At 67.2% G+C, this 14,637-nt stretch carries 10 protein-coding genes; 4 read left to right on the top strand and 6 right to left on the bottom strand.

Annotated elements, in window-relative coordinates; genetic code table 11:
- Positions 1-38: 38 nt before the first annotated feature.
- Together HAV22_RS06710 and HAV22_RS06705 are read right to left on the bottom strand one after the other, a co-directional pair.
- Positions 39-1,076, bottom strand: coding sequence for a J domain-containing protein (locus HAV22_RS06710; protein WP_166857826.1), 1,038 nt, complete (start codon positions 1,074-1,076; stop codon positions 39-41).
- A gap of 178 nt (positions 1,077-1,254) precedes the next feature.
- On the bottom strand, positions 1,255-2,403 hold the full coding sequence (locus HAV22_RS06705; RefSeq protein WP_166857824.1) for a class I SAM-dependent methyltransferase: 1,149 nt from the start codon (positions 2,401-2,403) through the stop codon (positions 1,255-1,257).
- 55 nt (positions 2,404-2,458) lie between these two features.
- On the opposite strand from HAV22_RS06705, the gene HAV22_RS06700 reads away from it, so the two are divergent.
- The 4 genes from HAV22_RS06700 (at position 2,459) to HAV22_RS06685 (ending at position 6,153) form a co-directional block, all read left to right on the top strand.
- Positions 2,459-3,292, top strand: a complete 834-nt coding sequence (locus tag HAV22_RS06700) for an SDR family oxidoreductase (protein ID WP_166857822.1) — start codon at positions 2,459-2,461, stop codon at positions 3,290-3,292.
- Positions 3,293-3,324: 32 nt separating this feature from the next.
- Positions 3,325-3,723: a dihydroneopterin aldolase gene (locus HAV22_RS06695; protein ID WP_166857820.1), complete on the top strand. Its 399-nt coding sequence runs from the start codon at positions 3,325-3,327 to the stop codon at positions 3,721-3,723.
- Positions 3,720-4,658: a tRNA 2-thiocytidine(32) synthetase TtcA gene (gene ttcA, locus HAV22_RS06690; protein ID WP_229421114.1), complete on the top strand. Its 939-nt coding sequence runs from the start codon at positions 3,720-3,722 to the stop codon at positions 4,656-4,658. Before HAV22_RS06695 ends, ttcA begins: the two co-directional genes overlap by 4 nt.
- Positions 4,659-4,860: 202 nt before the next feature.
- A complete protein-coding gene (locus tag HAV22_RS06685; protein ID WP_166857818.1) occupies positions 4,861-6,153 on the top strand; it encodes a sugar MFS transporter in 1,293 nt (430 codons plus the stop codon).
- A 109-nt stretch (positions 6,154-6,262) separates the two neighbouring features.
- On the opposite strand, the gene HAV22_RS06680 is transcribed toward HAV22_RS06685, so the two are convergent.
- The 4 genes from HAV22_RS06680 to HAV22_RS06665 form a co-directional block, all read right to left on the bottom strand.
- Positions 6,263-7,156, bottom strand: coding sequence for a glycosyltransferase (locus tag HAV22_RS06680; RefSeq protein ID WP_166857816.1), 894 nt, complete (start codon positions 7,154-7,156; stop codon positions 6,263-6,265).
- 267 nt (positions 7,157-7,423) lie between these two features.
- Positions 7,424-9,181, bottom strand: a complete 1,758-nt coding sequence (locus tag HAV22_RS06675; protein WP_166857814.1) for a M14 family metallopeptidase — start codon at positions 9,179-9,181, stop codon at positions 7,424-7,426.
- A 108-nt stretch (positions 9,182-9,289) separates the two neighbouring features.
- The gene (locus HAV22_RS06670) at positions 9,290-10,831 is read right to left on the bottom strand and encodes a S41 family peptidase (RefSeq protein WP_166857812.1); all 1,542 of its coding nucleotides are present in this window, start codon (positions 10,829-10,831) and stop codon (positions 9,290-9,292) included.
- 120 nt (positions 10,832-10,951) lie between these two features.
- The gene (locus tag HAV22_RS06665; protein WP_166857810.1) at positions 10,952-14,500 is read right to left on the bottom strand and encodes an indolepyruvate ferredoxin oxidoreductase family protein; all 3,549 of its coding nucleotides are present in this window, start codon (positions 14,498-14,500) and stop codon (positions 10,952-10,954) included.
- Positions 14,501-14,637: the final 137 nt, after the last annotated feature.

The following is a 14,637-nucleotide window of genomic DNA, read 5'->3' as shown; positions in this document are numbered from 1 at the left end:
ATGTCGCAAAAAACCACACTCTTGGTCACCAGCCGCCGTCACGCACCGGGCTGGCGGGCGGCGGCCTGGCGCAACGGCGCGCGGCGGCCATTGACGCATTCGGCATGGGACTCGCCGATCATGATGTTCTGATAACGGACTTCGTACTTGCCGGCCGAGAGTTTGTCGACCAGGAACTTGGCGTGCCCTTGCACGTACGCGTGGCGCACGGTGGCGCGGTGGTCCAGGTCGACGATCTTGACGAGCACGGGCGACGGATTATTGCTGTTGTCGACGAGCAGCTGCATCTCGTCGCCCTGGTTGCCGAGCGGGTAGCCGTCGACGTAGCCGGATTCGGCCGGCCACGGAATGCCCGTCGGCGCGACCTGGGCCGTGAGATCGGTATCGCAATCGGGGGCGCGGGCCGGCACGACCAGCTGGGTCACGGCCAGCGCCTTGACGTCGGGCGGCACGTCGGCCTGCCCCGCCGGGTGCGCCCAGCCGTCGGCGCCGGCATCGCCGGCGAGCGGATCCGATGACGCGGCCGAGGCCGACACGGCCGGCGCGGACACGGCCGGCGCGGACGCCGGCACGGGCACGGGCGCCGGCTGTGGCGCGGCCGGCGTCGCCGCCGCGACGGGCTGGCCCTTCCCCACCCAGGCGAGCGCACCGGGCAGGACCCTGGCCGGATCGAGCAGCATGATCGCCAGCGCCCCGCCGCTCGCGAACGCGGCCAGTCCGACACCCCACCAGCGCGGGTCGCGCAGCACGCGCCAGCGCGACGGCGCCGCGACGGTGCGCGGTTCCCAGTGCTCGCCCCGCTTCTCGCGCCCCTCATCGCCGTGCGAGCTTTCCAGCCACTCCACTTCCCACTCTTCCGACGCGATCCACTCGTCGTGCTCCTTGCGGCGGACGGGGTCGGACAGGATGTTGTAGGCGGTGTTGACGATCGCCATGATGCGGGCGGCACGTTCGTCACCCGGGTTCTTGTCGGGGTGGTATTTCTGACTCAGCGCCTTGTAGGCCGCGCGAATGACTTCCTGCGGTGCGTGGCGCGACACCTTCAGGTTGTCATAATGGGTATGGATCTTGGCCATGGTCGGGAGTCGGGGTTGCACGGGCGCCACGCACGGACGCCCCGCGCTGCCGCCGCGGGACCTCCTGCTGCATCAATATTAGCCGAATCGCTGTCACCGGCAGAGGCACGAGGCGCCCTGCCGTACGGGCGGCGTTACAGGATAGCCGGGTTTGTGTCCACCGCGCAAGATGTCCGAATCACAACTTATGACTGCGATCGGCGCGCTCGATGACGGGGTCGGCCGCGACGCCGCTGCCGACGATGAGTACCTTGAACAATTCCCCCATCTCCGCCGGCGACACGAGTTTTTGCACCGCCTTCGACTGCGGCAGGTAGCGCAGCGCGTCCTCCGGGTCCGTCCTGAGCAGCAGCTCGCCGATGCCGGATGCGAGCAGGAACGCGGCCTGGCTCATATAACCGAGCACGTCCAGTCCGGCGCCATGCGCGGCCAGCGCCATCGCCGTGAAGTCGACGTGCGCCGTGATGTCCTGCAGGCCCGGCAGGTAGAACGGGTCGGGGTGCGCATGGTGGCGGTAATGGCACATCAACGTGCCGCTCGTACGCTCGTCGAAATAGTATTCGTGCGCGGGGAAGCCATAGTCGATCAGGATCGCCGCGCCCTTGCCCCCGTCGAACATCTGCGCCAGAGAGCGCATGAAGCCGCAGGCGACGGGGTGCACTTCCGTCAGGTAGCCGTCCTGCAGCGTGTCCGCGTCGGGGATCTGGCGCGCGATCTGGTCCAGCAGCGCGGCGTCGGGTTCGGCCGCTACGAAGGCGAAGCGGCCCCCGTCGACCGTCACCATCTGGCGCTGCCAGCGGCCGCCGTCGCGCACGACGAGTTCCACCGGCATCGCATCGAGCACCTCGTTGGCCAGGACGGCGCCGTGGAACGCGTCGGGAAAGCCCGTCAGCCAGCGCACCTGCGGGAAATCCTTCAGCGCTTCCTGCTGGCGCGCGCGCAGTTCGCCGGACAATTCGATGATCGTATAGCTGTCGATGCGCACGCCCAGTTCGCCGAGCGTCGTCAGCACGTCGTGCGCCAGCTTGCCGGTGCCGGCGCCGAATTCGATGATGTTGGGGCCACTTTGGGCCATAATAGCGGCGGTCGCGCGCGCCAGCGTGGCACCGAACAGCGGGCTGATCTCGGGCGACGTCGTGAAATCGCCGTCGCGGCCCAGCTTGGCCGCACCGCCGCTGTAATAGCCGAGATCCGGCGCGTACAGCGCCAGCTCCATGAAACGCGAAAACGGGATGGCGCCGCCCTGGTCGGCGATCTCGGCAGCGATCACGCGCTGCAGGGCTTGGGACGCGGCCAGCGCGTCGCTCGAGGGAAGAGGCAAGGACATCCAGCCATTGTAGCGAGAATCGGGAGCGCCCCACAAACGCCCCGCACATACCACGATGACACAGACAACGACAAACGACGACCCATCCCGCACCGGCCACGCCGCCGACGACACGTGCGCACCGCATGCCGGGCGCGCGCGCGTGGCGCTCGTCACGGGCGCCGGCCGGCGCATCGGCCGCGCCATCGCGCTGGGCCTGGCCGCCGCCGGCTGGGACGTGGCCGTGCATTACCGCGAGTCGGCGGCCGACGCGGACGAGGTCGTGACGGCGATCCGCGCGCTGGGCCGGCGCGCCGTCGCGCTGCACGCCGACCTGGCCGATGAGGCTGCCGTGCGCGCGCTGCCGCGCCAGGCCGTGCACCTGCTGGGCGCGCTGGATTGCATCGTCAACAACGCGTCGTTGTTCGAATACGACAAGCCGGACGCTTTTTCGCCGGCCCTGCTGGCCACCCACATGCAATGCAACGTCGCCGCCCCGCTGCTGCTCGCGCAGGAATTGCACGCGCAGGTCCCGGATGGTGGCCAGGCCGTCGTGATCAACTTGCTCGACCAGAAACTGTACAATCTCAACCCGGATTTTTTGTCGTACACGTTGTCGAAGGCGGCCTTGCACACGGCCACGACGATGCTGGCCCAGGCGCTGGCGCCGAAGCTGCGCGTCGTCGGCGTCGCGCCCGGCATCACCCTCGTCTCCGGCGACCAGACCGCCACCGGCTTCGAGCGCGCGCACAAGATCACGCCGCTGGGACGATCGTCCACGCCGCAGGACATCGTCGACGCCGTATGCTACGCCGCGAACGCGAAGGCGCTGACCGGCACCACCCTGCTCGTCGACGGTGGCCAGCACCTGATGCCGCTGGGCCGCGACGTGATGTTTTTGACTGAATAACCTCTTTACCCCTTTACCAATCAAGGTTTCCTATGTCGTCCGCCCTGTATTACCCGCAGCTGCGCGATTGCCGCCGCCTGTTCCTGCGCAATTACGAAGTCATGATCAACATCGGTGTCCATGAGTTCGAAAAGAAGGGCGAGCAACGCGTCCTGATCAATGTTGACCTGTACATTCCGCTCGCACTGTCGACGCCGAAGGACGACCAGCTGCACGAAGTGGTCGACTACGACTTCATGCGCGAAACCATCGCACGGCGCATGGCGCAAGGCCACGTGCATCTGCAGGAAACGCTGTGCGACGACGTCGTCAAGGCGATGCTGGCCCACCCGAACGTGCGCGCGGCCCGCGTCTCGACGATGAAACCCGACGTGTACCCCGACTGCGAAGGCGTAGGCGTCGAAGTGTTCCAGATCAAGGATGAAGCATGAATGACGTGACGATGGCACGCCCGGCCGACCTGGAAGAGGTAGCAGCGGCAGCCGACAAGAAGGCCGACAAGCAGGCCTACGAAAACAACAAGCTGCACAAGCGCCTGTGTCGCCTCGTCGGTCAGGCGATCGGCGATTTCAACATGATCGAGGATGGCGACAAGGTCATGGTCTGCCTGTCCGGCGGGAAGGACAGCTACGCGCTGCTCGACATCCTCATGACGTTGCGCGAGCGCGCGCCGATCCACTTCGACATCGTCGCCGTCAACCTCGACCAGAAACAGCCGAACTTCCCGGCCGACGTGCTGCCGGCCTACCTGGAAAAACTGGGTATCCCGTTCCACATCGAAAACCAGGACACGTACAGCATCGTCAAGCGCCTGATCCCCGAAGGCAAGACGACGTGCTCGCTCTGTTCCCGGCTGCGGCGCGGCATCCTGTACCGCGTGGCGGACGAACTCGGCTGCACGAAGATCGCCCTGGGCCACCACCGCGACGACATCCTCGAAACCTTCTTCCTGAACATGTTCTTCGGCGCGAAGATCAAGGGCATGCCGGCGAAGCTCGTGTCGGACGACGGCAAGCACGTCGTCATCCGCCCGCTGGCCTATGTGAAGGAAGCGGACACGGAGCGCTACGCCGAGGTCAAGGAATTCCCCATCATCCCGTGCGACCTGTGCGGCTCGCAGGAAAACCTGCAGCGCAAGCAGATCAAGGCCATGCTGCGCGACTGGGAGAAGAAATACCCGGGCCGCGTGGAAAACATCTTCTCGTCGCTGTCGACCGTCGTGCCGTCGCACCTGATGGACCGCGACATGTTCGGCTTCACCGACCTGAAGGCCGACGGCGTCGCGAATCCGGCCGGCGACATCGCCTTCGACGAAGAGCCGTGCTCCACGCCGGCCACGGGCACCATTCCGCTGCAGCCGCTCTGACCCCCCGTGCCCGCGCACAGGTATCCGCGCGCGGGCCGTCTCCGCATGTTTCACGTTCCGTATGTAGTGTAGTTTCCCCTCGCGGCCACCCGGTCCGCAAATGACATCGATTTCACTCTAGCGGGCCCGCGCCAAACCACACAACAGGCCGGTAAAGCGATGTAGTATTTCTACCTCGCTCATCCAACCCACTGGATTCCTCATGCAAATCGGCCAAACTGCCGCTACCGCCCAGCCGGGCGGCGCCTCCGCCAACGCCAGTCCGCAGGTCGCCAGCCTGCGCATCTTCGTGTTCGCCCTGTTCTTCACGTTCGGCGGCATCACGAGCCTGAACGACGTCATCATCCCGAAACTGAAAGACCTGTTCACCTTGTCGTACGCGCAGGCGATGCTTGTGCAGTCGGCGTTCTTCGCGGCCTATTTCATCGTGTCGCTGCCGGCCGCGGCCATCGTGCAGCGGATCGGCTACATGCGCACCGCCGTCGTCGGCCTGCTCACGATGACGGCCGGCTGCCTGCTGTTCATCCCCGCCTCGTCGTCCGGCATGTTCATCACCTTCCTGCTGGCGCTGTTCGTACTGGCCGCAGGCATCACCATCGTGCAGGTCGTGGCGAATCCGCTGATCTCGATGCTCGGCGCCCCCGCCACGGCATCGAGCCGCCTCACGTTCGCGCAGGCATTCAACTCGCTCGGCACGACGGTCTTCCCGTACGTCGGCGCGATCCTGATCCTCGGCTCGCTGGCCCGTGTCGACCAGTCCACGCTGTCGGCCGACGCCCTCTCCGCCTACCGCGCCGCCGAGAGCCAGGTCGTCGTGCACACCTATCTCGGCCTGGCCGTCGCGCTGGCCATCGTCGCCTTCCTCGTCTGGACGAACCGCAAGAAGCTCGTCGAGCATCCCCATCCGGAAAGCACGATGCTGGGTGCTTTCGACCTGCTGAAACAACCCCGCTTCGCGTTCGGCACCCTGTGCATCTTCCTGTACGTCGGTGCGGAGGTCGCGGTCGGCTCCGTGATCGTCAACTACCTGATGCAGCACGACGTGCTGGGGCTGGGCGCCGAAGCGGCCGGCAAGCACGTGCCGCTGTATTGGGGCGGTGCCATGGTCGGCCGTTTCCTCGGTGCCTACGTCCTGCGCATCTGCTCGCCGGGCAAGGTGCTGGCCGGCGCCGGCGCCATTGCCGCCCTGCTGCTGCTCGTCTCGGCCACGACGCACGGCACCACGTCGGGCTGGGCGCTGCTGGCCATCGGTCTCGTCAACTCCATCATGTTCCCCACCATCTTCACGCTCGCGTCGGAAGGCCTGGGCGAGCGCGCAGCGGAAGGCTCGGGCCTGATCTGCGTGGCCATCGTCGGCGGCGCCATCGTGCCGCTGATCACGGGCTATGCCGCCGACGCCGCCGGCCTGCGCCTCGCACTCGCCGTGCCCGCGCTGTGCTACCTCGTCATCCTCGCGTTCGGCTGGTACGCGCGCCGGCCGCTGCTGCGCGGCTGAAGCTGCAACCGAGCCCGCAACCGGGCCTCGCGTCTTCCGCGTCCGGGCAGCGCTGCCTGCCCGGACGTACCGCCCGCCTCCTGCCCGTACCGCCATCGGCCACGCACCATCATCCGGCCACATCGGTCCCGGCCGGGTTCACGCCGTCCTGCCGCCACTGCGCCGGCCCCAGCTGGCGCAGCGCCCGCGCGTTGATGCGGTCCCGCTCGCCATCCCGCAGCCAGCCCCACTTGTTGAAGTAGCGCCAGGCCGACACGTACCGCCACCACCAGCACGCAGCACGCCCCCGCCAACGGCCGCCGTCGGCATGAGCCGGGGCGAGCACGACGGTCACGTGCGGCACGAACACGGTGCGCGCGATGCGGGCCGTGCGGCGCGCCAGGTCGACCGTGTCGAAGCGCAGCAGGAAGCGCTCGTCGAACATGCCGGCGCGCAGCACCGTATCCATCCGCATCAGCAGGCAGCGGGCCGTGGGCACGGGCACGTCCATCACGCGGCTGTAGCCGCTCGCGTGCAACTGGCAGCGCGCGAGCCTGCCGCTGGACCGGTGTAGCAGCGGAAAGCAGCGGCCCAGCAGCAGTTCCAGCGGCCCCGGCAGCAGGCTGCACATCGGCACCAGCCGCCCGTCCGGCCCTTGCACCCGCGGCGCCAGCAAGCCCACGTCCGGATGCTGCTCCATGTAGGCGACCATCCTGGCCACCGCGTCGAGCGGCAAGCCGAAGTCCGGTCCGAGCAGCAGGTGGTAGGCGCTCCCCGCGCCCGCAGCCTCGCGCAACACCCCGTTATGGATGCGGGCGTGACCCGGCCTGTCGGGCTGGCGCCGGTAGTGCACGCCGTAGCGTCCGGCCAATGCGGCCAGCCCGGGCCGGCGCGCATCGTCGACCAGGTAGACCAGCAGGTGCGGGCTGGCGGTCGCGAGGCTGAGCAGCAAGCGCTCGATGCGTTCAGATGCCGCCGTGCCGCACACGATGCAGCAACTGGCGCGGGCCGCCGCGGCGCCCATGCTCACCCTCCACCGCGCGTGCGCGTTCGGCGGCGTCCGGCCACGGCCTGTGCGGCGCGACGGCCGGATGCAAAGCCTTGAAGGGTCCGCATGGCGCTCTCCTTTGTCGATCACACATGCGGTAAGAGCGGCGCCGTGCGCGGCGGTTGCAGCGGAATCGACGGCGCTTGCGCGGGATCAGACCGCGCGCATGTCGCGCCGACGAACGGGAAAGGCAGAGGTCCAACGGTGCAAGGCCCGCATGCGCGTGCGGGCCCGCGGAGCGTGTTACAGCGCCACGTCGGTGCGCAACACGGGATACAGGTTCAGCCGCTCATCCCAGGACGGGTGGCGGCGCGCGAAGAATTCCAGGCGTGCATGTGGGCTCCCTGCGAACGCCGGGTCGTGCTCGAGCCTGTTGCGGAACGCGGCGGCCAGTGCGGGGTCGCGCGCCATCTGCGCGCGCGCGACGTCCTCGGCCACGTAGTCCTCCATGTATTCCTTGGACTCGAAGGCGTTGTTGAACTCGCCCCAGGCCAGCAGCGAATCGGGGGCCTGCGGCTCGAACAGGGCCATCACGAGCCGCGCCTTGGGCTGGGCGATCGGCACGAACAGCGCGCCCTTGACGAGGTTGCGAGGCTCCGCTTTCCAGGTGCCCGCCACCGTCAGCCGCTGGTGCGATTCGAACGACGACGCCGCGAACGTGGCCTGTTCGGCGCGGAACGTTTGCACGGGCGCCGCGTCGATGGACTTGTCCAGCCTGCGGAACACGATGCCGTGCTGCGCGAGCTTGGCCGCGACCATCTGCGCCCACGCGGCGGGCACGACGTAGCCCGCGCCCGGCGCCGGCACCAGCAGGTCGGCCACGACCTCGTCGCGCAGCGGCACGTGCCACACTTGCGGCGTCGTCTCGTCGTAGCGCGTCATCAGCTGGCCCGACACGTCGGACATCGTGCGCGTGTAGGCATAGCCCTGGAAGTCGACCATCGTCGTCCGGTCCGTCGTGCGGTACGTCAGCGCGACGGGCTGGCCGGCGATGTGCCTCGCTCGGGCGTCGGCGTCGCGCGCCGCCTGCATCCAGGCCGCGCCGTGCGCAGCCACCTGCCGGAGCACGGACACGACCGCGTTGTGCGTGATGCGCACGCGGGTCGGGTAGTCCTTCCACGAATGCGTCTCGACGAGCATTGCCATCCGGTTGCGCAGCTGGAAGTAGCCGGTCGAAAAGCGCGGGTCGGACACGCCGTCGACGAAGCCCGATGCGGGGTCGTCCGTCTCCTTGAACGACATGTAGTAAGCCTGCGGTATCGAACCCTGCTTGCCGACGTCGGCGATCACGTTCGCGCGCAGCGCCAGGCCGGCCTCGCGGAATTCCCGGTCGCCCGAGTACACGGGCTCGACCTGGATCGACACGTCGTGCTGGAACTTGGCGCCGTCCGTCACGTGCAGGTCGACATAGGTCAGCGGGTCCCAGGCGTTCACGAGCGCCAGCATGGCTTGCATCTCGGGCGCGTCGGCCTTCACGTAGTCGCGGTTCAGGTTGAAGTTCTGCGCCGTCGTGCGCCAGCCCATCTCGACGGGGCCGCGCTGGTTCGGACGGTTCCACCTGGCGAAGCGCTCGTGGCCGTCCACGTTGAACACGGGGACGAACAGCAGGACCTGCTTGTCGAGCACGCCCGGCGCGACCTTGCCCTCCAGGATCTCGCGCAGCGCGAGGAAACCGGCGTCCTTGCCGTCGATCTCGCCGGCGTGGATGCCGCCCTGCACCAGCGTGACCGGCAGCCCCGCCTTGCGTGCGGCGTCCGGCGTGAGCGTGCCGCGGGCATTGACGGCCAGCGCCAGCATGGGCCTCCCTTCCGGTGTCGTGCCGAACTGGAAGCAGCTTACCTGTTTCGGATACGCCTGCTGGAAGGCGCGGCACAGCGTGACGACTTCATCGTAACGGCCAGTGGCCTGGAAGCCGGAGCGTTCCGAGACGGTGACCAGGTCGGGGGCGGCATGCGTCACGGGAGCGGCCAGCAAGGCCAGCAGGAACGCGGTACGGATCATCGAGCGACTCCGGCAAGATCGAGGAAGATACAAGCCGGAAATTATAGATCAGTACTGCGCGGGCAGGGACACCCCGGGCCGCCGGCCCGGGGAGGTGGTACGTGACGCTCAGCGCGCCCAGGTCTTGGGATAGATCGCGATCGTCTTCGCCGCCGGCTTCGCCAGGCGCATCTGCACGGAGCCCGAGAAACCTGTCGTCGCCGCCGGGCAGGTGTTGTTGGCGCGGTAGGACAGCGCCGCGGCCAGCATGCCTTCGGCCGGATCGCCCAGGGCGTGCGTCATGTCGTCGGACGCGGCGCACGTCGGCGCGAAACCGTCCGCGTAATCGCCGTAGCCTTTCGCGTTCACGCCCTTGAACTGGATCGAGAAGTACGTCGTGCCGCAGTTGTCCACCGGCGTGAAGCCATAGGGCTTGCCGCAGGTCGTACCGCCGACCAGGTCGACCTTGACGTCGACGCCGCGCAGGCCGTTGATCACGGCTTCGCTGGCCGAGCACGTGTCGGGCGACGTGAGGATGGTCACGTGGTTCAGGCCCAGGTACGGCAGCGGCGTGTTGGCCGCGGCGGAGAAGCCATAGGCCGTGCTCAGGAAGGGAACGGCGGGAGCGGGCGCCGTCTTGTCGTTGTAGACAGGACGGTCGAACGTCTTGCCCTCGCTGCTCGGCCCGGCGACCATGTACGCGAGTTCGCTGGCGATGTACAGCAGGCCGCCGCCGTTGTAGCGCATGTCGAGCACGAGGTCCGTTGCGCCCTGGTTCTTCAGCGTCGTGAACGCGTCGACCAGCTGCTGCTCGGATGCGGCATTGTGGTCTTCGAAACTCAGATAGCCCACCTTGCCCGTCGGCGTATCGATCACCTTCACGTTCTTCACGGGCACGATGGAGACGACGGCCGACGTCATCGGGACGTCGATCGCGACGCCGTTGCGCTTGACCGTCAGCGTATGGTTTTCGCCCGCATTGGCGGGCAGCAGGCCGGCGTTCACCTTGTCGATTTGCGTGGCATCCGTCGTGTAGATGAAGTCGATGCCGTCGACGGCCGTCAGCATGTCGCCGCGCTGCAGGCCGGCCGCGGCGGCCGGCGAGTTCGGCTGGATGATCGCGACACGCCAGTTGCGGGGCGCCGTGACGGAATTGACGGACCAGGTCACGCCATAGCCCGTATCCTGGCTCTGGTTGCTGATCGCATCCCATTCCGCCGTCGTGTACGTGAAGTGGAAACGGTCCTTCGGCTGGCCGGACGCGGTGGTCCCGGGCGTCTTCAGCGCGGCGAAATAATCGAGCGTGTTCGTGTAATCCGCCATGCGGACGGTGGTCGGGACTTCGTTATACCAGAGATAAGTCTTGTCGATCCAGCCGCGCAGGAATTTCATCTCGTCCTGCAGCGTGCCCTGGCGGTCCGGGAACGGCACGCCCTCGGCGTCGACGCCCGTGCGCGGCTTGGCGCACAGGTTCTGCTCGGTCGTGTAGTCCGCGACGATCGGGTCCGGCGCCGGTGTCGGTGTCGGTGTCGGGTTACTGGCTACCGGTGTCGAGGTGCCACTGGAACCTCCTCCGCCGCCGCAGGCGGACAGGGTGAGCAGCGCCACGAAAGCGCTGGCAAACAGGCGGGAAAAGGCGGTCGGTGTCGGGGGGAATTTTGGCGTGCTCATGCATTAATTATAGTTGCCGCATACCCGCGCACGATATCCAAATGTAACAGGGCAAAAAATATTTTTTACAACATCGCCGGCCCGTTTTTGCAGGGCCGGCGGTGTCGTTACACGCGCCGATCAGGCCGCGCGCGTGGCCGTGCCGCCGCCATGGAATGCGGCCAGCAATTCCCCTTCCTTCCGCTTGGCCGCCTTCAGGTTGCGTTCCTTGACGTGGCCGAAGCCGCGGATGTCTTCCGGGACGCTCGCGATCGCGACGGCCTGCGCCAGGTTGTCGGCCGTCAGCTTCGGCAACAGGCCGTCGACGGTCGCGCGGTACTCGGCGATCAGTGCGCGTTCCATCTTGCGCTCGGCCGTGTGGCCGAACGGGTCGAGCGCCGTGCCGCGCAAGCCCTTCAGCTTCGCCAGCACGCCGAACGCCTTCATCATCCACGGGCCGAATTCCTGCTTCACGAGGTGGCCTTCCTTGTCCTTCTTCGCGAACAGCGGCGGCGCGAGGTGGAATTTCAGTGTCACGTCGCCTTCGAACATGCCGTCGATCTTGGCCATGAATGCCGGATCGGTGTAAAGACGCGCGACCTCGTACTCGTCCTTGTACGCCATCAGCTTGTGCAGGTAGCGCGCGACGGCCTCCGTCAGGCGCGTGCCCTTGCCCAGCTTCTCTTCGGAGGCGCGGACCCGGTCGACGAACCCCTTGTACTGCGCCGCATAGTCGGCATTCTGGTACGCGGTCAGCAGGTCGACGCGGCGCTTGACGAGGTCGTCGAGCGTCTGTGCGCGCTTGAATTCGATCACCTTCGCGGGCGTGACGAGCTTTTGCACGGAGGGCAGGTCGTGCGCGGCCGTACGGCCCCAGTTGAACGCGGCCTTGTTGAAGCCGACGGACACGCCGTTCAACTCGATCGCCTTCATGATCGACGCTTCCTGCAGCGGCACGTGGCCCTTCTGGAACGCGTAGCCCAGCATGAACATATTGGTGGCGATGGCGTCGCCCATCAACGTCGTCGCGATGTGGCCGGCGTCGATGAAGTCGACGTTGCCTTCGCCGCACGCCTGCACGATGGCGCCGCGCGAGCCTTCGGCCGGGAATTGCCAGTCCGGGTTCTTGATGAATGCCGCGGTGGTGGCGCCCGTGCCGTTCACGGCGGCCCACGTGCGGCCTTCGCCCATGCGCGACAGCGCGTCGCGGCTCGCGGTGACGATCTGGTCGCAGCCGATCACGAGGTCGGCGTTACCCGTGCCGACGCGCGTCGAATACAGGTCCGACTGGCGGTCTGCCAGGCGCACGTGCGACATCACGGGGCCGCCCTTCTGCGCGAGGCCGCTCATGTCCAGCACGAGGGCGCCCTTGTTCTCGACGTGGGCGGCCACCGCGAGGATCTGGCCGACCGTCACGACGCCCGTGCCGCCGATGCCCGTGACGAGGATGCCGAACGGGTTCGTCGTCGAGGGAATGGCCGGCAGCGGCAGCGCAGGCGGCGTCGCTTCGGCAGTGGTCTTTTTCGGCTTCTTCAACCCGCCGCCTTCCACGGTGACGAAGCTCGGGCAGAACCCGGTCACGCACGAGAAGTCCTTGTTGCACGAGGACTGGTTGATCTGGCGCTTCCGGCCCAGTTCCGTTTCCAGCGGTTCGACGGACAGGCAGTTCGACTGCTTCGAGCAATCGCCGCAGCCTTCGCACACGGCTTCGTTGATAACGGCGCGCTTGGCCGGATCGGGATACGCACCTTTCTTCCGGCGGCGGCGTTTCTCGGACGCGCAAGTCTGGTCGTAGATCATCGCGGAGACGCCCGGCATCTCGCGCAGTTCGCGCTGCACGTCCATCAGTTCGGCACGATGGCGCACGGTGACGCCTTCGGCCCACGGATAATCGTCCGGGTATTTTTCCGGTTCGTCCGTGACGACGACGATCGGCTTGACGCCTTCGGCCGCCAGCTGGCGGCTGATCTTGGCCGGGTCGAGCGGACCGTCGACGACCTGGCCGCCCGTCATCGCGACGGCGTCGTTGTACAGGATCTTGTACGTGATGTTGACCTTCGCGGCGACCGACGCGCGGATCGCCAGCACGCCGGAGTGGTAATACGTGCCGTCGCCGAGGTTCGCGAACACGTGCTTCTCGCCCGTGAACGGCGCCTGGCCAATCCACGTGACGCCTTCGCCGCCCATGTGCGTGAACGTGGACGTCTCGCGATCCATCCACAGCACCATGTAGTGGCAGCCGATGCCGGCCATCGCGCGCGAGCCTTCCGGCACCTTCGTCGAGCTGTTGTGCGGGCAGCCGGAGCAAAAGTACGGGATGCGGTCCGTCTCCGGGTTCGCCTTCGGGATGTTCTTGAGGATCAGTTCCTTCGCTTCGAGGAAGGCGATGCGTTCCTTCACGCGCTGCTCGACGGGGTGGCCAGAGCAGTAGTGCGAGATGCGCGACGCGATCGCGCGCGCGATCTGGGCCGGATTCAATTCGTAGTTTGCCGACAGCAGCCAGTCGCCCTGGCCGGAGCGGTTCTTGACGCTCCATTCGCCGGCGTCGTCGAACTTGCCGACGACACGCGGCCGCTCGCCGTCCGGCAGGTTGTACAGCTCTTCCTTCAGCGCGTATTCCAGCACTTGCCGCTTTTCCTCGACGACGAGGATCTCGTCCAGGCCGCGCGCGAATTCGTGCACGCCGACGGAATCGAGCGGCCACGTCATGCCGACTTTATACACACGCAGGCCGATGTCGCGCGCGGCCTGTTCGTCGATGCCGAGGTCGGCCAGCGCCTGGCGCGTGTCGAGGTACGATTTACCCGCGGTGATGATGCCGATCTTCGGCCTGGGGCTGTCCCAGATGATCTGGTTGAGTTTGTTCGCGCGCGCATACGCGAGGGCGGCATACCACTTGTAGTGGTTCATGCGCACTTCCTGGTCCAGCACGGCGTCCGGCCAGCGGATGTTCAGGCCGCCCGGCGGCATCTCGAAGTCCGGCGGGAGGACGGTCTGCACGCGGTCCGGGTCGAGGTCGACGACGGCGCCCGACTCGATGATGTCGGTCACGCATTTCATCGACACCCACAGGCCGCTGTAGCGGCTCATCGCCCACGCGTGCAGGCCGTAGTCGATGTATTCCTGCACGGACGACGGGTACAGCACGGGGATGCCGCAGTGGTGCAGGATATGGTCGGACTGGTGTGCCGTCGACGACGATTTCGCCGCGTGGTCGTCGCCGGCCAGCACGAGCACGCCGCCGTTCTTCGCGGAGCCCGCGTTGTTACCGTGCTTGAACACGTCGCCGCAGCGGTCGACGCCAGGCCCCTTGCCGTACCACATGGCGAACACGCCGTCGTACTTCGCGTCCTTGAACAGATTGGTCTGCTGCGTGCCCCAGACGGCCGTCGCCGCGAGGTCTTCGTTCATGCCGGGGTGGAAGTGGACGTGGTGCGCTTCCAGGTGCTTCTTCGCCTTCCACGCCGTCTGGTCGACCTGCGTGACGGGCGACCCGCGGTAGCCGGTGATGTAGCCGGCCGTGTTCAGGCCCGCCTTCAGGTCGCGTTCGCGCTGCAGCATCGGGAGGCGGATCAGGGCCTGGGTGCCCGTCATGAAGGCGCGGCCGCGTTCCAGCGTCCATTTGTCGTCGAGGGTGATCTCGTGCGGGGGTAGCGGTTCCAACTGGCTGCGGTCCAGGGGGGCGTTCATAGTGTCTCCGTTGTCCTTGTTGTGCGCGGCATGTTGGTGGGCACGGGGTGCCCACCCTACGTCCCGGTTTCGTAGGGTGGGCGGCCTCCGCCCACCATCGCTCCCGCCCGCGTCGATGTCGGGGCCAGTATAGACCT

Source organism: Telluria antibiotica, from assembly GCF_011682055.1.
Classification (GTDB): Bacteria; Pseudomonadota; Gammaproteobacteria; order Burkholderiales; family Burkholderiaceae_D; genus Telluria; species Telluria antibiotica.
Note: the sequence above shows the minus strand (reverse complement) of the source record. Positions and strands in the feature narration are given on the sequence as shown.